General features: G+C 66.2%; 21 protein-coding genes and 1 tRNA gene. 11 read left to right on the plus strand and 11 right to left on the minus strand.

The features are described 5' to 3' along the window. The first annotated feature begins 5 nt into the window (after positions 1-5). From pgmG to NV382_RS14210, 5 genes are all read left to right on the plus strand, one after another. Positions 6-1388: a phosphoglucomutase/phosphomannomutase PgmG gene (pgmG, locus tag NV382_RS14190; protein WP_260597377.1), complete on the plus strand. Its 1383-nt coding sequence runs from the start codon at positions 6-8 to the stop codon at positions 1386-1388. 335 nt (positions 1389-1723) lie between these two features. Beyond that, complete coding sequence (locus NV382_RS14195) at positions 1724-2494, plus strand: 3'-5' exonuclease (protein WP_260597378.1); 771 nt, start codon at positions 1724-1726, stop codon at positions 2492-2494. 57 nt (positions 2495-2551) lie between these two features. Next, positions 2552-4060, plus strand: a complete 1509-nt coding sequence (locus tag NV382_RS14200) for a sensor histidine kinase (RefSeq protein ID WP_260597379.1) — start codon at positions 2552-2554, stop codon at positions 4058-4060. Next, positions 4057-4500, plus strand: a complete 444-nt coding sequence (locus tag NV382_RS14205) for a response regulator (protein WP_260597380.1) — start codon at positions 4057-4059, stop codon at positions 4498-4500. Before NV382_RS14200 ends, NV382_RS14205 begins: the two co-directional genes overlap by 4 nt. Further along, positions 4497-5525, plus strand: a complete 1029-nt coding sequence (locus tag NV382_RS14210) for a sensor histidine kinase (RefSeq protein WP_260597381.1) — start codon at positions 4497-4499, stop codon at positions 5523-5525. Before NV382_RS14205 ends, NV382_RS14210 begins: the two co-directional genes overlap by 4 nt. 2 nt (positions 5526-5527) lie before the next feature. On the opposite strand, the gene NV382_RS14215 is transcribed toward NV382_RS14210, so the two are convergent. Then, positions 5528-6544 carry a LacI family DNA-binding transcriptional regulator gene (locus NV382_RS14215; protein ID WP_260597382.1) on the minus strand — a complete coding sequence of 339 codons (1017 nt, stop codon included), beginning with the start codon at positions 6542-6544 and terminating at the stop codon, positions 5528-5530. 121 nt (positions 6545-6665) lie between these two features. Between NV382_RS14215 and NV382_RS14220 the strand changes: the two genes are divergently transcribed. Beyond that, positions 6666-8807: a transglycosylase domain-containing protein gene (locus NV382_RS14220; protein WP_260597383.1), complete on the plus strand. Its 2142-nt coding sequence runs from the start codon at positions 6666-6668 to the stop codon at positions 8805-8807. A gap of 163 nt (positions 8808-8970) precedes the next feature. Beyond that, complete coding sequence (locus tag NV382_RS14225; protein ID WP_260597384.1) at positions 8971-9972, plus strand: threonine aldolase family protein; 1002 nt, start codon at positions 8971-8973, stop codon at positions 9970-9972. A 96-nt stretch (positions 9973-10068) separates the two neighbouring features. Here NV382_RS14225 and NV382_RS14230 read toward each other — a convergent pair whose 3' ends face one another. The 10 genes from NV382_RS14230 to thiD all read right to left on the minus strand — a co-directional run bounded on the left by NV382_RS14230 (position 10069) and on the right by thiD (position 19902). After that, positions 10069-12192 carry a TonB-dependent receptor gene (locus NV382_RS14230; protein ID WP_260597385.1) on the minus strand — a complete coding sequence of 708 codons (2124 nt, stop codon included), beginning with the start codon at positions 12190-12192 and terminating at the stop codon, positions 10069-10071. Positions 12193-12318: 126 nt separating this feature from the next. Beyond that, a complete protein-coding gene (locus NV382_RS14235; protein WP_260597386.1) occupies positions 12319-13086 on the minus strand; it encodes a phosphatase PAP2 family protein in 768 nt (255 codons plus the stop codon). Positions 13087-13102: 16 nt separating this feature from the next. Continuing rightward, positions 13103-13178 (minus strand) — tRNA-Lys (locus tag NV382_RS14240). A 16-nt stretch (positions 13179-13194) separates the two neighbouring features. After that, on the minus strand, positions 13195-13710 hold the full coding sequence (gene folK, locus NV382_RS14245; RefSeq protein WP_260597387.1) for a 2-amino-4-hydroxy-6-hydroxymethyldihydropteridine diphosphokinase: 516 nt from the start codon (positions 13708-13710) through the stop codon (positions 13195-13197). After that, a complete protein-coding gene (locus NV382_RS14250) occupies positions 13707-15242 on the minus strand; it encodes a sensor histidine kinase (protein ID WP_260597388.1) in 1536 nt (511 codons plus the stop codon). Before NV382_RS14250 ends, folK begins: the two co-directional genes overlap by 4 nt. Beyond that, positions 15233-15937, minus strand: a complete 705-nt coding sequence (locus NV382_RS14255; RefSeq protein ID WP_260597389.1) for a response regulator transcription factor — start codon at positions 15935-15937, stop codon at positions 15233-15235. The genes NV382_RS14250 and NV382_RS14255 overlap by 10 nt, the downstream gene beginning before the upstream one ends. 1 nt (position 15938) lies before the next feature. After that, positions 15939-17009 carry a dihydropteroate synthase gene (gene folP / locus NV382_RS14260; RefSeq protein WP_260597390.1) on the minus strand — a complete coding sequence of 357 codons (1071 nt, stop codon included), beginning with the start codon at positions 17007-17009 and terminating at the stop codon, positions 15939-15941. 123 nt (positions 17010-17132) lie between these two features. After that, on the minus strand, positions 17133-18260 hold the full coding sequence (locus NV382_RS14265; protein ID WP_312026744.1) for a site-specific DNA-methyltransferase: 1128 nt from the start codon (positions 18258-18260) through the stop codon (positions 17133-17135). A 183-nt stretch (positions 18261-18443) separates the two neighbouring features. Then, the gene (locus NV382_RS14270) at positions 18444-19040 is read right to left on the minus strand and encodes a ribonuclease HII (RefSeq protein WP_260597391.1); all 597 of its coding nucleotides are present in this window, start codon (positions 19038-19040) and stop codon (positions 18444-18446) included. After that, positions 19027-19902: a bifunctional hydroxymethylpyrimidine kinase/phosphomethylpyrimidine kinase gene (gene thiD / locus NV382_RS14275; RefSeq protein WP_260597392.1), complete on the minus strand. Its 876-nt coding sequence runs from the start codon at positions 19900-19902 to the stop codon at positions 19027-19029. The genes NV382_RS14270 and thiD overlap by 14 nt, the downstream gene beginning before the upstream one ends. Positions 19903-20440: 538 nt before the next feature. On the opposite strand from thiD, the gene cyoA reads away from it, so the two are divergent. From cyoA to cyoD, 4 genes are read left to right on the plus strand one after another with little or no spacing between them, the layout of a single operon-like run. Beyond that, the gene (cyoA, locus tag NV382_RS14280; RefSeq protein WP_260597393.1) at positions 20441-21304 is read left to right on the plus strand and encodes a ubiquinol oxidase subunit II; all 864 of its coding nucleotides are present in this window, start codon (positions 20441-20443) and stop codon (positions 21302-21304) included. Next, positions 21301-23373 carry a cytochrome o ubiquinol oxidase subunit I gene (gene cyoB / locus NV382_RS14285; protein WP_312026745.1) on the plus strand — a complete coding sequence of 691 codons (2073 nt, stop codon included), beginning with the start codon at positions 21301-21303 and terminating at the stop codon, positions 23371-23373. Before cyoA ends, cyoB begins: the two co-directional genes overlap by 4 nt. Next, positions 23370-24011 (plus strand): cytochrome o ubiquinol oxidase subunit III, encoded by a 642-nt coding sequence (gene cyoC / locus NV382_RS14290; RefSeq protein WP_260597394.1) that lies wholly within the window; start codon positions 23370-23372, stop codon positions 24009-24011. Before cyoB ends, cyoC begins: the two co-directional genes overlap by 4 nt. Then, positions 24008-24391, plus strand: a complete 384-nt coding sequence (gene cyoD, locus NV382_RS14295; RefSeq protein WP_260597395.1) for a cytochrome o ubiquinol oxidase subunit IV — start codon at positions 24008-24010, stop codon at positions 24389-24391. Before cyoC ends, cyoD begins: the two co-directional genes overlap by 4 nt. Positions 24392-24405 lie beyond the last annotated feature (14 nt).

Raw genomic sequence — 24405 nt, forward strand, 5'->3', positions numbered from 1 at the left:
CCCCGATGACGCATCGTTTCGACCCCACGTCTCTGCGCGAGTACGATATTCGCGGCATCGTCGGTAAGACCCTCGGGACCGCCGACGCGACCGCGATCGGCCGCGGCTTCGCGACGCGTGTGCGGCGCGTGGGCGGCACGCGTGTTGCCGTCGGCCGAGACGGCCGCCATTCCTCTGCCGAATTGGAAGCCGCCTTGGTCGCAGGGCTCACCGCGGGCGGGGTGGATGTGGTGCGCACCGGCATGGGGCCGACGCCGATGCTGTATTATGCCGAGGCCATCCTAGAAGTGGATGGCGGCATCCAGATAACCGGCAGCCATAATCCCGCCGAGTATAATGGCTTCAAGATGGTGCTGCAGCATCTGCCGTTTTTCGGGGCTGACATTCAGGATCTGGCGCGCCTTGCCGAGACTGGCGACTGGGAAGAAGGCGAGGGCACGGTCACCGCCGCCGACATCGAGGACGATTATGTCGGGCGCCTGATCGCCGGCTATGCCGGGGGTGCATACCGCATCGGCTGGGATTGCGGCAACGGCGCCAGCGGCCCGGTGATCGAGAAGCTCACCCAATTGCTGCCGGGTGAGCATCACCTGCTGTTCACCGACGTGGACGGCGATTTTCCCAACCATCATCCCGATCCTACCGAAGAGAAGAACCTTGCCGATCTGAAACAACTCGTCGCCGACAAGCAGCTCGATTTCGGACTGGCTTTCGATGGCGACGGTGACCGGATCGGCGCCGTTGACGGCCAAGGCCGTGTGATCTGGGGCGATCAGCTTCTGTCCATTCTGGCGGTACCGGTGCTCAAGGAACTGCCCGGCGCCACGATCATCGCCGACGTGAAGGCGAGCCAGATGCTGTACGACCGCATTGCCGAACTGGGCGGCGAGCCGCTGATGTGGAAGACCGGCCACTCGCTCATCAAGACCAAGATGAAGGAGACGCATGCGCCGCTGGCCGGCGAGATGAGCGGCCACATCTTCTTCGCGCACGATTATTACGGCTTCGACGACGCGCAATATGCCGCCGTGCGCCTGATCCGCGCGGTGCACATGATCGGCAAGTCGATGACGGAGATTCGCGGCGAAATGCCGGCGCTCGTCAACACGCCGGAAATGCGCTTCCAGGTCGATGAAGCCCGCAAGTTCGCGGTGATCGACGAAGTGCTCGAGCGCCTCGAGGCCGAGGGTGCCGAGGTCAATCGGACCGATGGTGCGCGCGTCAACACGCCCGACGGCTGGTGGCTGTTGCGCGCATCGAACACGCAGGACGTACTGGTCGCGCGCGCCGAGGCCAAGGATCAGGCGGCGCTCGACCGCCTGCTGGCGCAGATCGACGCGCAATTGGCGGCAAGCGGCCTGGTGCGCGGGGAACAGGCGGGGCACTGAGGCACGGCTGCGGGCGGCAACGGCCAGGTCTGGGGATGTCGGTGCGGGTGTGTGTTTGCATCACCCAAGCCGTCACCCCGGACTTGTTCCTAGGCTTAAATCTTCGAAGATGTATCTCTTGTTCCCCCGCGAAAGCGGGGGCCCAAGGCCACGAGCGCCGGCGTTTGGAACCCTGGGCTCCCGCTTTCGCGGGAGAACGTGACTGTAATGTTTCTTAGTGCGACCGAGCCAACTCGGATTGAAGGTTTTCTGCGGGGGACGAGCCCTGGCCCACCGGCGTGGGCAAGTTGCAACAAGGCTGGCTTTTCTCCCCCCGAACCGCCACTTAGGCGGGAATGCCCCCTCCCCAACCTTCCATCATCCGCGTCGTCGATCTTGAAACCACGGGCCAGGCGCCGCCGGCGCATGGCGTGTGCGAGGTCGGTTGGCAGGATGTCGCGCTCGGTACCGACGGGCGCTGGGAGCTGCACGGCGAGGGCGGGCAGCGCTACGTCAATCCGGGGCGCCCGATCCCGCCGATCACCCAAGCGATCCACCATATCCTCGACGAACAGGTGGCCGATGCGCCGTTCTGGCAGGATGTCGCGCGGCCGGTGCTCGATCCCTATCCCCGCCGCCTGGCACTGGCGGCGCACCGGGCGGATTTCGAGCAACAATATTGTACGCCGGCACTGACTCGCGGCGCGGACTGGATCTGCACGTGGAAATGCGCGCTCAGGCTATGGCCCGACAGCCCCAGTTTCTCCAACCAGGTGCTGCGTTACTGGCGTAAACCTCACGGCATCGAGCATGAACGCGGGTTGCCCGCGCACCGGGCCTTTCCCGATGCCTATGTCACTGCCTTCCACCTGCGCGACATGCTCAACGAAGCGAGTCTGGCGCAGCTGATCGACTGGTCGAACCAGCCGGGCCTGCTGCCGCGCGTGCGCTTCGGCCTGGATCGGGGCAAGACGTGGCAGGAGATCGACGAGGATAGCCTGCACAAGTTCCTCGGCGACCGTGATATCGACGTGCGCTTCACGGCGGAAACCGAGCTGGCGCGGCGGCGCGGTGGCGGGCTGGTCGGGCGGCCGACGCTGCAGGGCAGCTTGCTGTGGGACGATTGATCTCGCTCAATTCGGCATGGCTGGCGCTTATCGCAACGTTTGCGTAACAAGCGCCCGATGCTTGGTAAAATCGTCCGCCGGATCGGCACCGGCAAGAGGCTCGGTCGCTTCCTGATCGCCTGCATGGTGCTGGGCTTCGCCGCCTTGATCGTGGCCGGTATCGGCGCGGCGTGGCTGACATCGCGCAATCAGGAGCATACCCGCTGGGTCAACCACACGTATGAGGTGGAGATCGCGATCGCCGAGGCCGGCCTGCTGATCGAGCAAGGCGAAACCAGCCGCCGCGGCTACCTGCTGACGCGGCAGCAATCCTATCTCGAAACGTATGACAAGGTGGCGGCCAAGCTGCCGGTGGCGATCGCGCGGGTCCGTGGCCTGACCCAGGACAATGCCGCGCAGCAGGCGAACATCGTTCGGTTGGAGGCGCAGATCGCCGAATTAAAGGCACGCCGCGACCGCACCATCGCGCTCGCCCGCACCGGGCAGCTTGCACTGGCGTTCACCGAATTCGACGGCGAGGCCAATGCCAGGCGGATGATCCGGCTGCGCGAGCTCGGCATCGCAATGCGGGATCGCGAAAAACAATTGTTGAAGGTGCGCGACGCCGAGCAGCAGGACAATGTCCGCTTATTCTATCTCATACTGGCGGCTGCCGGCGTAATATTGCTGCTGGTCGCCCTGGCATCGGTCGCCACGATCCTGCGCTACACGCGCGATCTCGCCGCCTCGCGCGATACGCTGCGCGACTTCGCCGACAGCCTGGAGGAGCTGGTTTCGGAGCGCACCGCCGATCTCTCCCGCGCGAACGAGGAGATCCAGCGCTTCGCCTATATCGTCAGCCACGATCTGCGCAGTCCGCTGGTCAACGTGATGGGCTTCACCGCCGAACTCGATGCCGCTACCGCATCCATCACCGATCTGATCGACCGGGCCGAGGCAGAAGCGCCGCACATCGTCACCGAAGACGCCAGGCTGGCGGCGCGTGAGGATCTGCCGGAGGCGATCGGCTTCATCCGCACCTCGACGCAGAAGATGGACCGGCTGATCAACGCGATCCTGAAGCTGTCGCGCGAAGGCCGGCGGGTGATCGCGCCGGCGCCGGTCGACATGGTCGCGCTGGTGGAGACGATCGGCCGATCGTTGAAGCATATGATGGACGATCGCGATGCGACGCTGACGACGGAAGGCGAGCTGCCCGAGATCGTCACCGACCGGCTCGCGATCGAGCAGATCTTTTCGAACCTGATCGAGAATGCGGTGAAATATCTGCAACCCGGGCGGCCGGGACGGATCGTGGTCCGGGCGCAGCGCCATGGTGCGCGCGTCACCTTCGAGGTGGAAGATAATGGTCGCGGCATCGGCCCGACCGATCACCAGCGCGTGTTCGACCTGTTCCGCCGCGCCGGCAACCAGGATCAGCCGGGCGAGGGGATCGGCCTCGCACATGTCCGCGCGCTGGCCTATAGGCTGGGCGGCGTGATCGACGTCAGCTCGGAACTGGGCAAGGGCGCCACCTTTCGGCTAACGCTGCCGGCAACGCTCAGCGAGATAGAGGGCAAGATATGAACGAGACACGATCCGTCAGCATCGTGATGATCGAGGATGACGAGGGTCATGCCCGGCTGATCGAGAAGAACATCCGCCGTGCCGGCATCATGAACGAGATCACCCATTTCACCGATGGCACGACGGCGCTCGATTATCTGTTCAACCACCAGCACGGCCCGGCGCTCAACGGCCCGGCCCTGGTGCTGCTCGATCTCAACCTGCCCGATATGAGCGGCACGGATATCCTGGCCAAGATCAAGAGCGAGCCGGCATTGAAGCGCACGCCGGTCGTGGTGCTGACGACGACCGACGACAAGGTCGAGATCCAGCGCTGCTACGATCTGGGTTGCAACGTCTACATCACCAAGCCGGTGAATTACGAAAGCTTCGCCCAGGCGATCCGCCAGCTCGGGCTGTTCCTGTCGGTCATCCAGGTACCGGATCTCGCCGAGCAGTGAGCAAGCCGCGCGTCCTGTATATCGACGACGATGCCGGTCTGCGTCGCTTGGCGGCGAAGGCGCTGGCGCGGCGTGGATATGAGGTTGCGCTGGCCGAAGGCGGCGCGCCGGGGTGCGAGATGGCCGCCGCCGAGCCGTACGACCTGGTCGTCGTTGATCATTACATGCCGGGCATGGATGGGCTGGAGACGCTCGAACGGCTGCGGATGCTGCCGGCCGTCCCGCCCGTCGTGTACGTCACGGGGTCCGAAGAAGGGCGCATCGCGATCGCCGCGCTGAAAGCGGGCGCTGCGGATTATGTCGTGAAGACGATCGGCGAGGATTTCTTCGACCTGCTGGCCAGCGCGTTTGAACAGGTGCTCGCGCGCGCCAGACTCGAACAGGCCAAGACGGCAGCGGAAGAGGAGTTGCGCGCGAGCAATGCGCGGCTCGGGGCGTTGCTGAGCGAGGTCAATCACCGCGTCGCCAACAGCCTGCAGCTGGTGTCGGCGATGGTCGGCATGCAGGCGGGCGTACTCGACGACGGTGCGGCGCGCGATGCGCTGGCCGATACGCAGCGCCGCATCGCCGCGATCGCGCAGGTCCACCGGCGGCTCTACACGTCCAATCAGGTCGAGAGCGTCGACATGCAGGAATATCTCGGCGCCCTGGTGTCCGAATTGGGCGAGACCTGGTCCACGCCGGATGCGCCGCGCACGCTGTCGCTCAGTGCCGAGCCGATCCGCCTGACCACCGACCGTGCGGTGTCGTTGGGCGTGATCGTCACCGAATTGGTCAGCAATGCCTGCAAATATGCCTATCCGGCGCGTGCCGGCGAAGTGCGGGTGGCGCTCAACCAGGATGGCGACGGGCATTTCGTGCTGGCGGTGGAGGATGACGGCGTCGGCATGGTGCCGGGCGCCGTGCCGCGCGGCACCGGCCTTGGCACCAAGTTGATCCGCGCAATGGCGCAGAGCCTGCAGTCGATCGTCGAATACGATACCGAACGCGCCGGCGTGCGCGCGGTGCTGCGCGCGGCGTTGTAGCGCTAGCCGACCGGCCCGGTCGAACCGCGCACTACCAGTTCGAAGCGTAGTTCGCGCCGTTCGTGCGGGTCGCTGGCGTCCGACAGCAGCAGATCGGCCGCGGCATAGCCCATGTCGCGCGTCGGCTGCCGGATCGTGGTGAGCGGCGGCCACACCACGCCTGCCAGCGCCGTGTCATCGAACCCGGCCACCGACAATTGCTCGGGCACCCGCATGCCGCGGCGGTGCGCCGCGGCCAGCACGCCGGCCGCCATGTCATCGCTCGATGCAAAGATCGCGCTCGGCGGCGCGGCTAGGTCGAGCAAGGCATCCGCCGCGCTCGATCCCGAGGCGAAGTCGTAGCTTCCCTCTCGCACCAATGCGGCATCGAAGGCGATCCCGGCCGCTGCCAGTGCCGCACGATAGCCCTCGAAACGCTGGCCGCTGGTGGCGAAATCGGGATGCCCGCGCACGAACCCAACCCGCCTGTGACCAAGGCCGATGAGATGTGCGGTCATTGCCTGCGCGGCGCCTGCATTGTCGATGAAGGTCGATGGGGTCAGGTCCAGATCGCCGCCCGGCGACACGCGCACGAAGCGCACCCCGCGTTTGGCGAGCAGTTCCAGCACGGCGGGATAATCGGTCACCGGCGGCGTCAGGATCAGCCCGTCGACATTGATCGCATCGACCAGGCTTTCGATATCGTCGAGCAAGGTCGGCGAGCCCCGGTCGTAAGGCTGGGCGATCATCCGCACGCCAGCGGCGACGCAGCGATCGCGAATGCCTGACTGCATGTCATAGACGTAATAGGGGCTGGGATTGTCGCAGATCAGCGCGATCTGGAAGCTGCGCCGCCCTGCCAGCGAGCGTGCCGCGGCATTGGGCCGAAAGTTGAGCGCCGCGACCGCGGCCTGCACCCGCGCGCGCGTCTCCGATCCGACATAACGTTCGTTGTTCAGCACGCGCGATACCGTCTTGATCGATACCCCCGCTTCGCGGGATACGTCGGTGATGGTCGCGCGCAAATCTTGCTCCGGCATGGCAGGTCGTCCGACATGTGCCTCAGCCCATCACGAGCGTCCAGCAGCTTGCCCGAGCTGTCATATTGCTATAATACACCATGCTGCCGTACGGCGGGCCGATTGATCCGGAAAACCAGCGATGCGCCCCTATCCCTTCTCGCCCGCGACGGCGCCATCGACATCGGGGGCCAACGTGCCGCCCACCGATCCGCATCGGCCGCTCGATTTCGGCGCGCTGCCGCCGCGCGTGCCTACGCCCGATCCGGACGAGCCGGATGAGTACACCACCAACCTGCCGGTCGCGTATCGCGGCTCGCGCTGGCGCTGGCTGCTGCGCATTGCCGGGGTCGGCGTCATCCTGTTCGTGCTGGCCGTCATCTGGCTGGTGTTCACCGCACCCTTGTCCAAGTCGCTCGAGCCGCTGACGCCGCCAAGCATCACCTTGCTTGCGTCGGACGGCAAGCCGATCGCCCGGCGTGGCGCGATCATCGGCAAGCCGGTGGATGCCGCCAAACTGCCCGGCGACGTCACCAACGCCTTCCTCGCGATCGAGGATCGGCGCTTCAACTCGCATTGGGGGGTGGACCCACGCGGCATCGCACGCGCCTTCTGGCACAACGTCACCAGCGACGGCCGCAACCAGGGGGGCAGCACGATCACGCAGCAGCTCGCCAAGAATGCTTTCCTCGATTCGGACCGCACGGCAGGGCGCAAGATCCGCGAAGTGCTGATCGCCTTCTGGCTGGAGGCCTGGCTGTCGAAGAACGAGATCCTGTCGCGCTATCTGTCGAACGTCTATTTCGGCGACAACGTCTACGGGCTGAGCGCGGCGGCCAAGCATTACTTCAACCGGTCGCCGGAGGATCTGTCGATCGCGCAATCGGCGATGCTCGCCGGATTGGTCAAGGCGCCGTCTAAGCTGGCGCCGACCGTCAACCTGTCCGGCGCACGGGATCGGCAAAAGCTGGTTGTCGCGGCCATGGCGGCGGGCGGCTTCATCACCCCGGCGGAAGCCGCAGAGGTGCGCCCCGCGCGGCTCGCCACCAACCGGATCAAGCCATTGCCCGACGGCACCTATTTCGCCGACTGGGTGTTGCCCGAGGCACGCGACCGCGCCGGCGAGATCGCGCAGGAAACCACGGTCAAGACAACGCTCGACCGTCGGCTGCAGACCGCGGCCGAACGCGTGGTGCGCAGTGCCGGGTTGCGCGATGCGCAGGTCGCCTTGGTGGCGATGCGTCCGGACGGTCGCGTGGTGGCGATGGTCGGCGGCAAGAATTACGCCGCCAGTCCCTTCAATCGTGCCGTACAGGCCAAGCGTCAGCCCGGATCGACGTTCAAGCTGTTCGTCTATCTTGCAGCCCTGCGCAGTGGGCTGACGCCGGAATCGATGATCGAGGACGAGCCGGTGACGATCGCCGACTGGAGCCCCAAGAACAGCGACGGCCGCTATGCCGGCAATATCACGCTGCGCCGCGCCTTTGCCAAATCGAGCAACGTGGCTGCGGCGCGGTTGACGCAGCAGGTCGGCGTGAAGAACGTGATCCGCGCCGCGCGCGATCTCGGCATCACCGCCCCGATCCCGAACGAGGCGACGATCGCGCTCGGCAGTTCGAGCATGTCGCTGCTCGAACTCACCGCCGCTTATGCCGCGGTTGCCGCCGAAGCATATCCGGTGCGCGCGCGCGGCATCGAGGAAGCGGGCGAGCGCAGCTGGTACAAGAGCCTGACCGATCGTTCGCATCCGCTGTCCGGCACGCTGCGCGAAGGCATGCTCGACCTGCTGTCCGCCTCGGCCGAGACGGGCACGGGGCGGCAGGCGGCGCTGTCGGTCAAGACCTATGGCAAGACCGGCACCACCTCGGATAACCGCGATGCGCTGTTCGTCGGTTTCGCCGGCGACCTCGTGGTCGGCGTCTGGGTCGGCAATGATGACAACACCCCCAATGCCGGCCTGTCCGGCGGCGGCATACCGGCGCGAATCTGGCGCGACTTCATGATGCGGGCGCTGGGCGTCGGCCCGGCGGTAGCGCCCGAGCCGGAACCGGCGGTGGTCGATCCGGACGCGGGCAACGGCTTTGGTATCGACGATCTCGGCATTGACGGCGTGAAATTGCCCGAGGGCGAAGTGGAGGGGCTGGGCCTCAATCTGCGCGTCGGGCCAGACGGCAGCATCCAGGTCAACCGCGCCCGCGATCGCGAGCGCGACGAGGGTCGCGACGACCGCCGGCGCGACGACCGCGCGCCACGCGACGACGAACCGGCGGAAGATGAGTTCTAGCGACTGTTCGTCATCCCGGACTTGATCCGGGATCCAGCTTTGCCGCTCGCGATGGAGCCAAGCGAACCGGCGCGCTCGCGGCCAGCTGGATCCCGGATCAAGTCCGGGATGACGGGTGTGGGAGTGGTTGACGCACACCGCGCCCCGCCGCAAAGCCCACCTCATGCGCTTCTTCTCCGACAACGCCGCCCCGATGCACCCCGCTGTCCTTGCCGCGATCGGCAATGCCGATGTGCTCGACACTGCCTATGACGGCGATGCCTTGAGCAAGCGGCTGGACGGCGCCTTTTCCGCGCTGTTCGAAACCGAGGTCACGGCGCTGTGGGTGCCCTCCGGCACCGCCGCCAATTGCCTGGCGCTTGCCGCACTCTGCCCACCTTATGGCGGCGTGGTGTGCCACCGCGACGCGCATATCCAGAACGACGAATGCGGCGCGCCCGAATTCTACACGCATGGTGCCAAGCTGATGCTGGCCGATGGCGAGGGCGCGAAGCTGACCCCGGCCACGATCACCACGTTGCTCGACAGCATCGCCAACGACGTCCACCGCGTCCAGCCGCGTGCGCTGTCGATCACCAACGCCACCGAATATGGCCGCGTCTATACGCCGGCCGAAGTCGCTGCGATCGGCGACCTTGCCAAGGCGCGGGGGCTCGGCTTCCACATGGATGGCGCGCGCTTCGCCAATGCCGTCGCGCATCTCGGTTGCACGCCCGCGGACGTCACGTGGCGCGCCGGCGTCGATGCGCTGAGCTTCGGCTTCGTCAAGAATGGCGGGATGAGCGCGGAGGCGCTGGTCTTCTTCAAGCGCGATCTCGCGGCCGCGACGCTGATGCGCCGCAAGCGTGCGGGCCTATTGCTGTCCAAAGGGCGCTATCTCGCCGCGCAATTGCTGGCGATGGTGCAGGACGATCTGTGGCTCGACAATGGCCGCGCCGCCAATGCCGGCGCGACGTTGCTCGCGCAGGGGGCCGGCGATCGCCTGCTGCACCCGGTAGAAGCAAACGAGGTGTTCCTGCGGGCGACGGCGGAGGAAGCGGCATCGTTGCGCGCGAAAGGCTTCGACTTCTACGATTGGGCGGCAGACGAGATCCGCCTGGTGACATCGTGGGACCAGCAGCCGGAACAAATCCGGCCGCTAGCCCAGGCTATTGCCTCGCTGTAACTTCTAGTTCCTCCCGCGAATGGTGAGGCAGCCAATAGCGCTCCGCTCGAGGCTGCCCGCCCACCGCTAGCGGTCCCCTTCCGGAGATGAATCAGGTTACAGCCCAAACCTCAGCGTGGCGCGGATGTCCCGCCCGGCAAGCGGCGCGAAGTCCTTCAGGAAGCTCGCATGGCGGCGTGCCTCGACATCGAAGATGTTGTTGGCGCTGATCAGCACGCTGGTCTTGCTGCCCTTGCCGAACGGCGAGAAGCCGATCGAGGCGTTGACCATCGTGTAATCGTCTGTCGGCGTCTCGAACGCGGCGATGCGGTTCTGGTCGAACACATGTTCCACCTCGACCCGGCCCTGCAGCCGATCGCCCTGTGCCTCGATCCCGCCCAGCACGCGGGCTGGCGGAATGCGCGGCACGTTGCCCTGATCGATGATGTTGGCACGGACATAGTCGCCGAGCACGTCGGCGTTGATCGTATAGCCGCCAATCGTCGCCAGCCGCGCCGAGGCATCCGCCTCGAACCCGTAATAGCGCGCATCCTGCTGCTGATACTGGAAGCAGGGCAGGTCGACCGTGCGGCCCGATGACTCGGCCTCGCAGACGCCCTGCGCCACCTGGTTCTCCGAGATGTAGTTGGAGAATTTGGTGTAATATGCCGAGGCATCCAGGCTGAAGCCGTCACCATGCACGTGCATCGTCAGTTCCGCGCCGTTCGACTTCTCGATGCGGAAGTCGGGGCTGCCCAGTTCATAGGCCTGGGTACCGGCATGTCCGCCATTGGCGAACAATTCCTCGGCCGAGGGCGCACGTTCGGTATGCGACAGATTGATGCCGAAGCGCACCGCATCGCTGACGCCGTAGGATCCGCCGATCGATCCCGACACGGCATTGAAGTGCCGGTCGCCACGGAAGAAGCGGGGATCGTCGGTCGGGGTGCGCGCGGCGACATCGGTGGACTCGTAGCGCAGGCCGCCCTCGGCCTTAAACGCGCCCGAGCTATATTGTTGCAGCGTGAACAGGCCGGTCTGGTTGGTCTCGTTCTTCGGCAGGAACGCCTCGTCGCCCTTCACGTCGAAGATGCGGTTGAAGAATTGCACGCCCGAGGCACCCTGCCAGCCGCCGCGATTGGCCTGAACCAGTTCGAGCCGCCCCTCGATGCCCTTATTGTAAAAGGCGGTGCCGACCGAATTGTCTTCCTCCAGCTCGAAATGGCGGTAGCTCGCCTGGCCGGCGCGGAAACGGATCTTGTCGAGGAAGCCGCCGCCGGTATTCACCTCGGCGCGCACATCGACGCGGTTCTGCACCACGTCGAGCCGCGGGGCTTCCTGCTCCTGGCCGACTTCGGTCGCATAGCGGATCGGCACGCCGTACAGGCTGTCATAATGGCTGTAGGAGACGCCGAGCGATCCGGTGTCGGTGATGACCGCTGCGCCGACGCCGGCGGTCCAGGTCTCGGCCGCGGAGTTCGGCAGGCGGTTGCGCAGATTGGCCGAGGCGGCGAAGTCGATCGGCTCGTCGGTGTCCTGCGGCAATCCTACCTGCGACAGTGCCGCGGCGCGCGCGCTCTTGGACAGCAGGTAGCCCTTGCCGATGTGCAGGTCGCCGGTCTTGAGATACGATCCGTCAGCATGCAGCACGAGATGCTCACCGACCGCCACGTCGCCGGCCATCCCGCCCGATCGCTCGTCCGATGCCGAGCCATAATTGGCAATGCCGTTCAGCCGGTAGCCGTTTTCCGGCACGCTGCGCGGGATGCGCGTATCGACCACGTTGACCACACCACCTACGGCCGACGATCCGAACAGCAAGGCGGAAGGGCCGCGCAGCACCTCGATGCGCTCGGCAAGCAGCGGATCGATGATCACCGCATGATCGGCGGAGGTGTTCGACACGTCGATCGAGCCGATCCCGTCGGTCAGCACGCGGATGCGCTCGCCCTGGAAGCCGCGCAGGATCGGGCGCGAGGCGTTCGGGCCGAAGGACGAGGCCGACACACCCGGCTGCCGCGCCAGCGTCTCGCCGATCGTCGGGCGCAGCTGGCGGGTCAGTTCTTCACCGGTCAGGATCGACGTGCCCTGCAGGACGTCCGCCTCGCTCTGCCGGACCGGCGCGGTGACGATCACGTCTTGCGGTGTTGTGCTGGCCGCTGGTGCGGGTGAGGTGCTCTGTGCCGCTGCTGGAAGAGCGACGGACATTGCACTGCCGGCGAGCAGGAGGTAACGAATCATGGTGCGACCCTTCTATTGTCTTGTGCAGCGCAATAGATGTGATGATACAAAGTCACAAGCCGCTTCGGCGCGCTTTTGCGCCACTTCGTCAGCGTTGGTCGCGCGCGTTACTTTGCTAGAGCTGCCTCAGGACTGGGACGACTTCAGCACGGATTGGCCGGCGCGGCGGATGCGGATCGACGCGCCGATTCCCCACCACATCAGCGCCCACAAAGCGCCGAAGCTCCAGCCGATCAGCACGTCGCTTGGCCAATGCACGCCGAGATAGACGCGGCTGCAACCGATCGCACCGACGATCAGCGCCGCGACGACGATGATATAGCCGCGCACGACGCGTCCCGGCACGATCTGCATCACCAAGGCGGCCAGCGTCAGGTATACGATCGCGCTGCTCGTGGCATGGCCGCTGGGGAAGCTGGCCGACGAGACCTGAACGAGGTGATCGACCACGTCGGGCCGCGGGCGGGCGACGAGCGACTTGGCGACGGCGACCGCAATCGCGCCGCTGATCGTGCCGCCGAGCCCCAGCAGCATCGTCAGCCACAATTGCCGCAGTGCCAGGAACAAGGCGACGATCACCGTCACCAGTGTCAGCACCGTCACGCCACCGAGCGCGGTGATGTCGATCATCGCCGCCTTGAGCCATGCGGGGCCAATCGCCGCGCCGTGCATCGTCCCATGACGGGTCCACAACATGATCTGCCGCTCGACACCGAATTGCCAGCCATGATCGATCGAGGCGCCCACCGCGCCGACCAACAATATGGCGATCGCGAGTGCGGCGGCGGAGATCAGCAGCCACGGCGGATGCCGCACGTTGCCGGGCACCACGCCGCGGGTGTCGGCGCCATGGGCGTGCAGCGGATCGGTGGAGGGGAGAGGATCGGCAGTCATACTCAACAACCGTATTTGGTGGGCCCGTCGGGATTCGAACCCGAGACCTACAGATTAAAAGTCCGTTGCTCTACCAACTGAGCTACGGGCCCGACCAAGTCCCGCGCGTTACGAGCGGTGGGGGCGGCGGTCAACCGCTCGCGCGCGTGCGGCAAGCTGGCGGACGGTGCGGCCGGTCTGCGGATCGCGCCAATCGGGGGCGATGCGGGCGAGCGGATCGAGCACGAAGCGCCGCGCGCGAAAGGCCACATGTGGCACGGACAGCCCGGTGCTCCGCCAGATACCGCCCGACCACAGGATGATGTCGAGATCGATCACCCGCGCGCCCCAGCGTTGCCCAGATCGACGACCGAAACGCTGTTCGAGCCCCTTCAGGCGGGCGAGCAGAACCGGCGGCGGCTCGGCGCTGTCGATCAGCGCGACCGCATTGGCGAAGCGGCGGATTGACGGGCCGAGTGGTGCGCTGACGATGATCGGCGAGGCGCTTAGCGGGGCGAGGGCGGATAGCGCCGCGGCGACCTCGCGTTCCGGCGAGCCGTGGCGGCCGCGACGATTCGATCCGATCGCGATGGCGTACCGATAAGGCACGTGGCTTTGCCCAGTCGGAATCGCTCCAGCGCTCATGCGGGAATCATGATCACGAAGGCCGCACCGCGGCCGGATGGCGCGATGTCGATCGTTCCGCCGGTGGCGGCGAGCAGCGAGCGGGCGATCGGCAGCCCGAGCCCGGTGCCGCCCGCCGCGCGGTTGCCGGTGAAGAAGGGTTCGAACAGGCGATCGCGATCGGCGTCGATTCCCGGTCCGTCGTCCGCCACGGTGATGCTGATCCCGCTTGGAGCGGGCAGGAGCGCGATCGTCAGCGCGGTGGCGCCGGCCTGGCGGCTATTCTCCGCCAGGGTGGTCAGCACGGTTTCCAGCACGTCGTCGGCGATCCGCGCCTGCGGCAAATCGTGTGGCGCCGTCACCACGATGTGCAGGCCACCACCATCGATCCGCCGGGCGACAGCGGCGGCATCGCTGCGCACGTCGGGCGCAATGCTCAGCATGTCGGCGCGGGCCATGTCGAGCAGGCGCTGGACGAGACGCGACAGGCGATCGGTGTCCTTGGCGGCATTGTCCAGGAAGCGCAGCCGGTCGGCACGCGGCATCGTGTCGCCATGATCCTGCAGCAGCTCGATCACGCCGTTGATCCCAGCGAGCGGTGTCTTGAATTCGTGCGACACGGCGGCGGCGAAATCGCGCAGATAGCGTGCTCTGGTATCGATCTGGCGCGCCATCGAGGCGAAGTTGACGTAGAGTTCGCGGATCTCGGTCGCGGCGGTCGCCGGCGGCGCGGGAATGTCGATACGCCCGCTGGCGACATGTTCGGTCGCCAGCGTCAGCCCGCGGATCGGCCGGGCGATACCGCGCGACAGCAGCCCGGCCAGCACCACGAGAATGGCGAAGATCGTCCCCGCGCCGAGCGCGATCTTGCCGCGATCCTGGTAGATGCCGCGGAACAGCCCGCGCGGCGAACGCGACAGCATCACCACGCCGACCACCCGGCCCCCGACGATCACCGGACGCGCGTGATGCACGCGGATCGCGGAGGCCGGGCTGAGCAGCTCAAGCAAGGATGAGAAGCCGTACGGATTGACGATGCGTTGGCGCAGCACGGTGGCATTGCGGCCGGCGAGTGCCCGGCGAACCTCCGGCAGTGCGGCGTAGCTCAGGCCACGATCGCCTCGCCCCACGACGACCACGCCGTGCCCGTCCAGCAGGCGAGTGGCGGCAAGAGTCGCATCCACCGCGTCGGCGATGGTCGGCGCGAGCAGGTGCGCGACACGGACCGCGTGGGGCTCGGGCGGCTGGCCGCGCACGGCGTCGGGCTGGCGTGGCCATATCGTGTTGGTCCGCAGATCGATCTGCGGCGTGTCGACCCCCGTGCTGCGCCCGTTGCCCGGCGACGAGCCCCAGGCGATGCGATAGGCCGAGGCAAGCACCGCGCCCTGCGCGATCAACTCGGCCTCGGTCTGCTGTACCAAGGTATTCTCGTACACGCGGAGCGACAGTGCAGCGACGCCGGGCAGTGCGGCGACGAACAGGAGCGTGCTGAACAGGATCGTGCGCAGCGACAAAGCGGGCCAATGCCGCTTGAGGAACGCCTTCAAGCGCATCCGCCGATGCGATACCCGATCCCGGCGCGGGTCTCGATCAGGTCGGTGCAGCCGCCGCCCGCGAACTTCGCGCGCAGGTTGCGGATATGGCTGTCGATCGTGCGGTCGGTGAGCGCGAAGCCCGGGCCGCGCAGCCGATCGATCAGCGCGTCGCGGGTGAACACCTTGCCGGGCGTGCCAGCGAGCGCGAGCAGCAACTGGAACTCGGTCGCCGTGGTGGCGATCAGCGTTCCGTCCCAGCGCGCTTCCCAGGCATCGCTGTCGAGCGTCAGCTTGTGGTGGGCGACGTGCGCAGACGGCGCGGGCGGCGGCGCCGCGGAGGGGGCTCCGCGCTTGAGGATCGCGCCGATACGCGCGACCACTTCGCGCGGGCTGAACGGCTTGACGACATAATCGTCCGCGCCGAGCTCGATTCCGACGATGCGGTCGATCGCATCGTCGCGCGACGACAGGAACAGGATCGGCACCTGGGCGGCCAGCCCGCCATGCTCGCGCAGCCGGCGGCAGAGATCGAGGCCGTTGAGCCGCGGCATGTTGATGTCGAGCACGATCAGGTCGGGTAGTTCGTGCTGGATCGCGGCGTACGCCTCCTCGCCGTCCCCTGCCTCGCGCGTCGTCATCCCCGCCTGGCGCAGCGCAAAGGACAGCAGGTCGCGGATATGCGGATCATCGTCGACGAGGAGAATGTGGCCCATGTCAGCCGCCGACCAATGCCTGGTCCTTGAGCCCGCGCCACACGCGGAGCGCCTGCACCGTCTCGGCGACATCGTGGACGCGCAGCAGCTGCACGCCTGCTTCGGCACCTTTCAGTGCCAGCGTCAACGAACCGCCAAGACGATCGGCGGCCGGTGCCTCGTTCGACAGCGCGCCGATCAGCCGCTTGCGGCTGGCCCCCAACATCACCGGCACGCCCAGGCCATGGAACATCGCCAGCCCGTTCAACAGCCTGAGATTGTCCTGCAGTGACTTGCCGAAGCCGATGCCCGGATCGGCGATGATCCGCGTGCGCGGTACGCCTGCGGCGACGACGGCCGCGATGCGCGCCTCCAGCCAGTCGAACACGTCGGTCAAGACGTTCGCATAGCCGTGGCCGCCGTGCGGGCCCTTGGCGGGATCGGGCGAATGCATCAGGATGACCGGGCAGCCGGATTGGGCGACCAGCTCCAGCGAGCGATCGTCCCACAGCAGCGCCGACACATCGTTGACGATGGCGGCACCGGCGGCGAGCGCCGCCTCCATCACCGCCGCCTTGCGTGTGTCGACCGAGACCAAGGCACCGCCGGTGGCGAGCCGCTCGATGACGGGCACGATCCGCTTGATCTCGTCGCCTTCCCACACCGCCGGGGCGCCCGGGCGGGTCGATTCGCCGCCGACATCGATCAGCGCCGCGCCCGCGACCGTCATGTCGAAGCCGGCGCCGGCCGCGGCGGCGGGGTCGTTCACGTGCGCGCCGCCGTCGGAGAAGCTGTCGGGGGTGATGTTGAGGATGCCGGCGACGCTGGGCTGGTCGAAGCGGAGGATGCGATCGCCCAGTGTCAGCGGTGGGCGGGGTGCGGTGATCGCGGCGTGGAGCTTGGCGGCGCGTTCGCTCGTACCCAGTTCTGCGGCGAAATCAGCGATGGCAACGGTGCGGCGCGTGCCTTGCTCGCTCACTTCATAGGCGGCGAACCATTGCAGGCCGCCGGCGAGCCGGGCGACTTCCCCGTCATAGCCGACTGGGGAGTCGACGAACTGCACAGGTCGAAGGTGGAGCGTGTGATCGGTCATTCAACCCTCAACCGTCACCCCGGACTTGTTCCGGGGCCCACCGGGCAACATGCACGCTGGCGCATTGCTTTGCGGCACGGTGGACCCCGGAACAAGTCCGGGGTGACGTCTCATCTGGTCGCGTTAGATCTGCGTCGCCAGCAGGTAGCGCTGCCGCAGCGTGTCGATCGGCTTCAAGCCATCCGGCGTCTCGTAATGCCAGAAGGTCCAGCCGTTGCACGCCGGCGCGCCTTGCAGGGTGGAGCCGAGCTTGTGAATCGAGCCGGTGAGGTCCCCCGACAGGACCGAGCCATCCGCCCGCACCGTCACGCTGTACCGACGCTTGGCGTCGACCAAGACCGCGCCCGCCACCAGCATGCCATTTTCCACGATCGTGCCGAAGGCGACGCGGGGCGCGGCCTTGGGGCTCTGCATCGTCTTCAGCGCCGATTCGTCGAGCGGCAGCGCCGCTTCGATGCGCTCGCGCGCTGCCGCCACATAATCAGTCTCGCGCTCGATGCCGATCCAACGCCGCCCCAGGCGCTTGGCCACCGCGCCGGTCGTGCCGGTGCCGAAGAACGGATCGAGCACCACGTCGCCGGGCTTCGTGCAGGCCAGCAGGATGCGGTAGATAAGCGCCTCGGGCTTTTGCGTCGGATGGACCTTCACGCCATCCTTCTTCAGCCGCTCCTGCCCGCCGCACACCGGGAATTCCCAGTCGCTGCGCATCTGCAGTTCGTCGTTCAGCGTCTTCATGCTGCGATAGTTGAAGGTGTAGCGCGCCTTTTCGCCCATCGACGCCCAGATCAATGTCTCGTGCGCGTTGGTGAAGCGGGTGCCCTTGAAATTGGGCATCGGGTTGGATTTGCGCCACACGATGTCGTTGAGGATCCAATAGCCCAGATCCTGGATCGACGCGCCGACCTTGTAGATATTGTGGTACGACCCGATCACCCAGATCGCGCCATTGTCCTTCAGGATGCGCTTGGCCTCGGCGAGCCATTCGCGGGTGAACTTGTCATAGGCGCTGAGCGAATCGAACTTGTCCCATTCGTCGGTCACCGCATCGACATGGCTGCCATCGGGGCGGGACAGGTCACCGCCCAGCTGCAGGTTGTACGGCGGATCGGCGAAGATCAGGTCGACCGATTTGGCCGGCAGCGACCGCATCGTGGCGATGCACTCGCCGATGATGATCTGGTCGAGCGGCAGCACCGGCGCGGGCGCAACCGTTGTCTGTCGCACCGCGCGAACCTTGTCGATAACCCCCATTGAACCTGTATCCCCGTCGTGTGTCTGCCTTGTCTGCGGATGGCGAGACTCCGGTCAAGCGATCATTGGTTAACCGAAACGTCCGGCATCTGCTGCAGCGTGGCGGGCAATGTCTCTGCCGCCCCAGATGTTGAGTCCCGGTTCGTGGCTGGACTCAAGCCATGGTGTTGTGGCGCAAAAGACTCACAGATCGAGAGATGCTTGTGCGACCGGCCCGAAACTTCGCCGATGGAGCGGGGAGGGGCCATGTTCGCGCAGCGCGGACAGGTGAACGCGGCAACCATAGCCCTTGTTCGAGTGCCAATTGTACTGCGGATATGATTCGGCATGCGCGATCATGATCGTGTCGCGGGTGTGCTTGGCGATGATCGAGGCGGCGGCGATCGACAGGCTGATCGCATCGCCCGAAACGATCGGCGTCGCGGCATAGCCCCAGCGCGGCAGGCGGTTGCCGTCGACCAGCACATGGCCGGGCGCGCAGCCAAGCGCTTCCACCGCCAGCGTCATCGCCTTCATCGTCGCCCAATAGATGTTGAGGCTGTCGATCTCGTCCGCCTCGACGATCCCCACGCCGATCGTGGCGCAGCCGCGCAGGCGATCGTGCAGCCGCAGCCGCTCGGTCGCCGACAGCTTCTTGGAGTCATTTATGCCGCGCGGCACGCCCTTGGCCGGCAGGATCACGGCGGCGGCGACCACCGGCCCGGCGAGCGGCCCGCGGCCGGCCTCGTCCACGCCTACGACCGGCGCGAGGCAGAGCTTTTCGTGTTTAAGGCTTGGCATGGGACAGCAGTTCGAAAGGATCGAGGCCGAGTGCGTGGCCCATCGGTCCGTGTCCCTGCCCCAGCCCCGGCGGGTTGGCCAGCGCGGCGCGAACGTAAGAGATGGCACGGTCGATCGCCGCGGTGAGCGGCCGGCCGGCGCCGAGGCCGGTGGCGATCGCGCTGGCCAGGGTGCAGCCGGTGCCATGGCTGTGGCGGGTGGTGAGGCGGGGGTTGGTCCAGCGTGCGATCTCGCCGGCGGCACCGACCAGGATGTCGGTCACGTGGGGGCCATCGGCATGGCCACCCTTGATCAGGACATTGGTGCCGAATTCAGCCGCGAGTTCCTCTCCCTCCGTTCGTCCTGAGCTTGTCGAAGGACGTGTGGCGGGGGCTGCGCTTGCGGCACGTGCTTCGACAGGCTCAGCACGAACCGGGGGGAGGGGTGCGGATAGCGCAGCAAGCTCCGGCAGGTTCGGGGTGATCACCGTTGCGATCCGCATCAGCCGGGCGAAGGCGGCGATCGTTGCCGCATCCGCCAGCACCGATCCGCTGGTCGCGATCATGACGGGATCGAATACGATCGGCACGTCCAGCCGCTCCAGCCGCTCCGCCACCACATGGGCGGTCGCCGCCGAGCCGATCATGCCGATCTTCACCGCATCCACGCCGATATCCGACACGCACGAATCGATTTGCGCGAGCACCATCTCGGCCGGCACCGGCATCACTGCCTGTACGCCCAGCGTATTCTGCGCGGTGATGGCGGTGATCGCGGTCATGGCGTGGCCGCCGAGCATGGTGACGGTCTTGATATCCGCTTGGATTCCCGCGCCGCCGCCCGAATCGGATCCGGCGATGATCAGGATGCGCGGGGTCTTCATAGTCTACCGTTTGGTTGAACGAGGTGCGCGAATGTTGAGAATGTGGTGCCAGGAATGGGTTTCTGGGCGGCGACGGGGGTCGAATGTTGAGGATGTAGAGGTGCCGGCGCGTTTTCGCGCGGCGGGCGAGCGCGTATGTCGAGGGTGGCGAGGGGCATGCGCAGGGTTATGCCATAGCGGGCGGGTTGTAGGACAGCGCTTTGCGTATCGGCCGGCAAAGATGCGGTTGGGCGCGCATCTGCCCCCCCGTTCGTCCTGAGTAGCCATCGAGTAGCGCGAAGCGCGCATCGAGAGGGCGTATCGAAGGACATGCGGCATGCGCTCCAAGGTGCTTCGATACGAGCCCTCGATACGGTCTGCGGCCTACTCGGTCTCTACTCAGCACGAACGGGGGTGGACGGGTTGCGGCGAACGGGGGCCGGGACGAGTGAGGTGGGACAAACGGTTGGGTCGAACGGAGAAATTCTGTCAGAATAAAACGCGTTGTGCTTGGCCGATCGCGCTGGCGGGTCGTCGCCGCAGCGCCTAACGTCGCGGCGTGAACCGCATCCGCCTCATCCCCCCGGCCGCTGCCGTCACGCTGCTCGGCGGTTGCTCGGGCGGGGTGCTTGATCCGGCCGGGCCGGTCGCGGCGGGGGAGCGGACGCTGCTGTTCAATTCGCTGGGCGTGATGCTGGCGATCGTCGTGCCGACGATCCTCGCCACGCTGGCCTTTGCCTGGTGGTTCCGCGCCGGCAACGTGAAGGCGCGGCATTTGCCCGATTGGTCCTATTCGGGGCGGCTCGAACTGCTCGTCTGGTCGGTGCCGGCCTTGGTGGTGATCTTCCTCGGCGGCATGACGTGGATCGCCAGCCACGATCTCGATCCGGCCAAGCCGCTCGTCGGCCGCGCGGCGCCGCTGCGCGTGGAGGTGATGTCGCTCGATTGGAAATGGCTGTTCATCTATCCCGATCTAGGCGTCGCCAGCGTCAATCGGCTGGTCGTGCCGGTGGGCACGCCGGTCAGCTTCCGCATCACGTCCGCCACCGTGATGAACAGCTTCTTCGTGCCGCAGCTCGGCAGCCAGATCTACGCCATGTCGGGGATGACCGCGCGGCTGAACCTGCAGGCCGATCGGCCGGGCGTGTACCATGGGCTGTCGGCGCATTACAGCGGCAAGGGGTTTCCGGGCATGACGTTCCGCGCCCATGCCGTCTCGCCGCAACAATTCGCCGGCTGGCTGGCGCAGGCGCGGCAATCGGGCCGGGCGCTCGATCGCAGCGCCTATCTCGAACTGCTCAAGGATAGCGAGAACGTGCCGCCGTATAGCTATCGTGCGGTGGCGCCCGGGCTGTTCGATGCCGTGGTCAAGGAAAGCGGGACGCTGTCGATGAAGCATGCACTCGACGGGCGGGAACAATGAGCGTGTCGGATACCATGCCGGAAACGGCGCCGGTGAGCCTGGTGTTCGGCAAGCTCGGCTGGAACGCGATCCCCTGGTCCGAGCCGATCCCGATCGTCGCCTCGGCGGTGGTCGCATTGACCATCCTCGGCGTGCTCGCCTGGGTGTGGCGCAAGGGCTATTTCCCCTATCTGTGGCGCGAATGGATCACCTCGGTCGATCACAAGCGGATCGGCGTGATGTATTGCCTGCTTGCCGCCGTGATGCTGCTGCGCGGCTTTTCGGATGCGCTGCTGATGCGGTCGCAACAGGCGATCGCGATGGGCAATGGCGGCTACCTGCCATCCGACCATTACGACCAGGTGTTCAGCGCGCACGGCACGATCATGATCTTCTTCGTGGCGATGCCGTTCATGATCGGGCTGATGAACTTTGCGGTGCCGCTGCAACTGGGCGTGCGCGACGTCGCCTTCCCGACGCTCAACTCGGTCAGCTTCTGGCTGACGGCGAGCGGCGCGCTGCTGATCAACATCAGCCTGGTCATCGGCGAGTTCGCCAAGACCGGCTGGGTGGTCTATCCGCCGCTCAGCGAGTTGCGCTTCTCGCCCGGCGTCGGGGTCGATTACTATCTGTGGGCGTTGCAGATATCGGGGGTCGGCACGCTCCTGTCCGGCGTCAATCTGGTGACGACGATCCTCAAGCTGCGCGCGCCGGGCATGGGCTATACGCGCATGCCGATGTTCTGCTGGACGAGTCTGGCCAGCAACCTGTTGATCGTCGCGGCCTTCCCGATCCTGACCGCCACGCTCGCGATGCTGACGCTCGACCGCTATCTCGGCTTCCACTTCTTCACCAACGAGCTTGGCGGCAACCAGATGATGTTCGTCAACCTGATCTGGGCATGGGGGCATCCGGAAGTCTACATCCTGATCCTACCGGCGTTCGGGATCTTCTCCGAGGTCGTCTCGACCTTTTCGGGCAAGCCGCTGTTCGGTTATCGCTCGATGGTTCTGGCGACCATGGCGATCTGCATCCTCTCCTGGATGGTGTGGCTGCATCACTTCTTCACCATGGGCGCGGGCGCCGACGTCAACGGCTTCTTCGGCGTGACGACGATGATCATTGCGGTGCCGACCGGCGTGAAGGTCTTCAACTGGCTGTTCACCATGTATGGCGGGCGCATTAGGTTCGAGACGCCGATGCTGTGGGCGATCGGCTTCATGTGCACCTTCGTGATCGGGGGGATGACCGGCGTATTGCTGGCGGTGCCGCCGGCCGATTTCCAGCTGCACAATTCGGTGTTCCTGGTCGCGCATTTCCACAATGTGATCATCGGCGGCGTGCTGTTCGGCGCCTTTGCCGGCACGACCTATTGGTGGCCCAAGGCATTCGGCTTCAAGCTCGACGAAACCTGGGGCAAGCGCGCCTTCTGGCTGTGGATCACCGGCTTCTATCTCGCCTTCATGCCGCTCTACGTGCTCGGCCTGATGGGCATGACGCGGCGGTTGCAGCGCTATGACGTGCCGGAATGGCAGCCCTGGCTGATCGCGGCGGGTGTCGGCGCGCTGCTGATCGCTGGCGGGATCGCGTGCCAGATCATCCAGATCACGATCAGCATCCGCCGTCGCCACGATCTGGCGGATGTCGGCGGCGATCCCTGGGATGGGCGCACGCTGGAATGGATCACCACCTCGCCGCCGCCGGCCTATAATTTCGCCGTGCTGCCCGATGTCGAGGGCGAGGAAGCCTATTGGGGGCTGAAGACCGCCGCGCGCGAGAATCAGAAATTGAGCGAGCAGCCCGATTACCAGGATATCGAGATTCCGCGGAACACGCCGACCGGCGTGGTTACCGCCTTCTTTGCGACCGTGATGGGCTTTGCGTTGATCTGGCACATCTGGTGGCTGGTGATCCTGGGCTTCATCGGTGCCTGGGCGACGTTCATCGTGTTCGCGTGGCGCGACCGAACCGAATATGAGGTCCAGGCGCATGATCTGGAGGCGCACGACCGCGCACGTCGCACGAGCAAGGCCAAGCTGCTGGGGCTCGACGAAGCGACGCTCGACAGCACACCCGGAGCCGCGGCGTGAGCGCCGATACCAAGGGTCATGGCGACCCGCACAATCTCGGCCATGATGCGGTGCCGATCAGCGAGCAGGGCCCGGCGCCCAAGCGCATCGTCGTATCCTACGGCTTCTGGATCTTCCTGCTGTCGGACTTCATCCTGTTTTCCGGCTTCTTCGCCGCTTACGCCGTGCTGTCGGGCGAGACGGCGGGGGGCCCTGCCGGGCGCGATCTGTTCGAGCTGCCGCTGGTAGCTGCGGAAACCGTCTTGCTGCTGCTGTCGAGCTTTGCCTGCGGGATGGCGGGCATCGCGATGATGGCCCGGAACGTGCGCTGGTTCCAGATTGCGATGGCGGTGACCGCGGTGCTCGGGGCAGGATTCCTGGCGCTCGAACTCTACGAATTCGCGCATTTGATCGGCGAAGGCGCCGGGCCTGGGCGTAGTGCCTTCCTGTCGGCCTTCTTCGCGCTGGTCGGCTGCCATGGCTTGCACGTGGCGCTCGGCCTGGTGTGGCTGACGACGATGATGGCGCAGGTCTGGGCCAAGGGCTTCCGCGAGGATATCGAGCGGCGCATGCTGTGCTTCGCCTTGTTCTGGCATGCGCTGGACATCATCTGGGTTGCGATCTTCACCATGGTATACCTGCTGGGATCGGGCGCATGAGCGAGCAGACGAGCAGCCCGGACGACAAGGCGACGGGCGAGCGGCACGATCGCTCGGTCGCGGCCGGCGTGCGCGGCTATGTCATCGGGCTCGTGCTGGCGGCGGCGCTGACCGGGGCCAGTTTTTACGTGCTGCACAGTTCGCTGATCTGGGCGCCGGCGATCCCCGTCGCGTTGGTCGCGCTGGCGGTGGCGCAGATGGGCGTGCACCTCGTCTTCTTCCTCCACATCACGACCGGGCCGGACAATACCAACAACGTGCTGGCGCTGGCCTTTGGCGTGCTCATCGTGCTGCTGGTGATGGTCGGATCGCTGTGGATCATGGCGCATCTGAACCACAATCTGATGTCGCCGGACATGATGCGGGCGATGCAGCGGTAGGGCGGGACGCTACC

It is taken from the genome of Sphingomonas endolithica, assembly GCF_025231525.1.
Taxonomy (GTDB): domain Bacteria; phylum Pseudomonadota; class Alphaproteobacteria; order Sphingomonadales; family Sphingomonadaceae; genus Sphingomonas; species Sphingomonas endolithica.

Bases quoted from the DNA above. Each gene is read 5' to 3' on its own strand.
- NV382_RS14220 (WP_260597383.1), top strand. From the start codon at position 6,666: ATGCGCCCCTATCCCTTCTCGCCCGCGACGGCGCCATCGACATCGGGG.
- NV382_RS14205 (WP_260597380.1), top strand. From the start codon at position 4,057: ATGAACGAGACACGATCCGTCAGCATCGTGATGATCGAGGATGACGAG.
- NV382_RS14255 (WP_260597389.1), bottom strand. From the start codon at position 15,937: ATGGGCCACATTCTCCTCGTCGACGATGATCCGCATATCCGCGACCTG.
- NV382_RS14265 (WP_312026744.1), bottom strand. From the start codon at position 18,260: ATGGGGGTTATCGACAAGGTTCGCGCGGTGCGACAGACAACGGTTGCG.
- NV382_RS14270 (WP_260597391.1), bottom strand. From the start codon at position 19,040: ATGCCAAGCCTTAAACACGAAAAGCTCTGCCTCGCGCCGGTCGTAGGC.
- NV382_RS14230 (WP_260597385.1), bottom strand. From the start codon at position 12,192: ATGATTCGTTACCTCCTGCTCGCCGGCAGTGCAATGTCCGTCGCTCTT.
- cyoD (WP_260597395.1), top strand. From the start codon at position 24,008: ATGAGCGAGCAGACGAGCAGCCCGGACGACAAGGCGACGGGCGAGCGG.
- NV382_RS14195 (WP_260597378.1), top strand. From the start codon at position 1,724: ATGCCCCCTCCCCAACCTTCCATCATCCGCGTCGTCGATCTTGAAACC.
- NV382_RS14250 (WP_260597388.1), bottom strand. From the start codon at position 15,242: ATGCGCTTGAAGGCGTTCCTCAAGCGGCATTGGCCCGCTTTGTCGCTG.
- NV382_RS14200 (WP_260597379.1), top strand. From the start codon at position 2,552: ATGCTTGGTAAAATCGTCCGCCGGATCGGCACCGGCAAGAGGCTCGGT.
- folP (WP_260597390.1), bottom strand. From the start codon at position 17,009: ATGACCGATCACACGCTCCACCTTCGACCTGTGCAGTTCGTCGACTCC.
- NV382_RS14225 (WP_260597384.1), top strand. From the start codon at position 8,971: ATGCGCTTCTTCTCCGACAACGCCGCCCCGATGCACCCCGCTGTCCTT.
- NV382_RS14215 (WP_260597382.1), bottom strand. From the start codon at position 6,544: ATGCCGGAGCAAGATTTGCGCGCGACCATCACCGACGTATCCCGCGAA.
- folK (WP_260597387.1), bottom strand. From the start codon at position 13,710: ATGAGCGCTGGAGCGATTCCGACTGGGCAAAGCCACGTGCCTTATCGG.
- thiD (WP_260597392.1), bottom strand. From the start codon at position 19,902: ATGAAGACCCCGCGCATCCTGATCATCGCCGGATCCGATTCGGGCGGC.
- cyoB (WP_312026745.1), top strand. From the start codon at position 21,301: ATGAGCGTGTCGGATACCATGCCGGAAACGGCGCCGGTGAGCCTGGTG.
- NV382_RS14235 (WP_260597386.1), bottom strand. From the start codon at position 13,086: ATGACTGCCGATCCTCTCCCCTCCACCGATCCGCTGCACGCCCATGGC.
- pgmG (WP_260597377.1), top strand. From the start codon at position 6: ATGACGCATCGTTTCGACCCCACGTCTCTGCGCGAGTACGATATTCGC.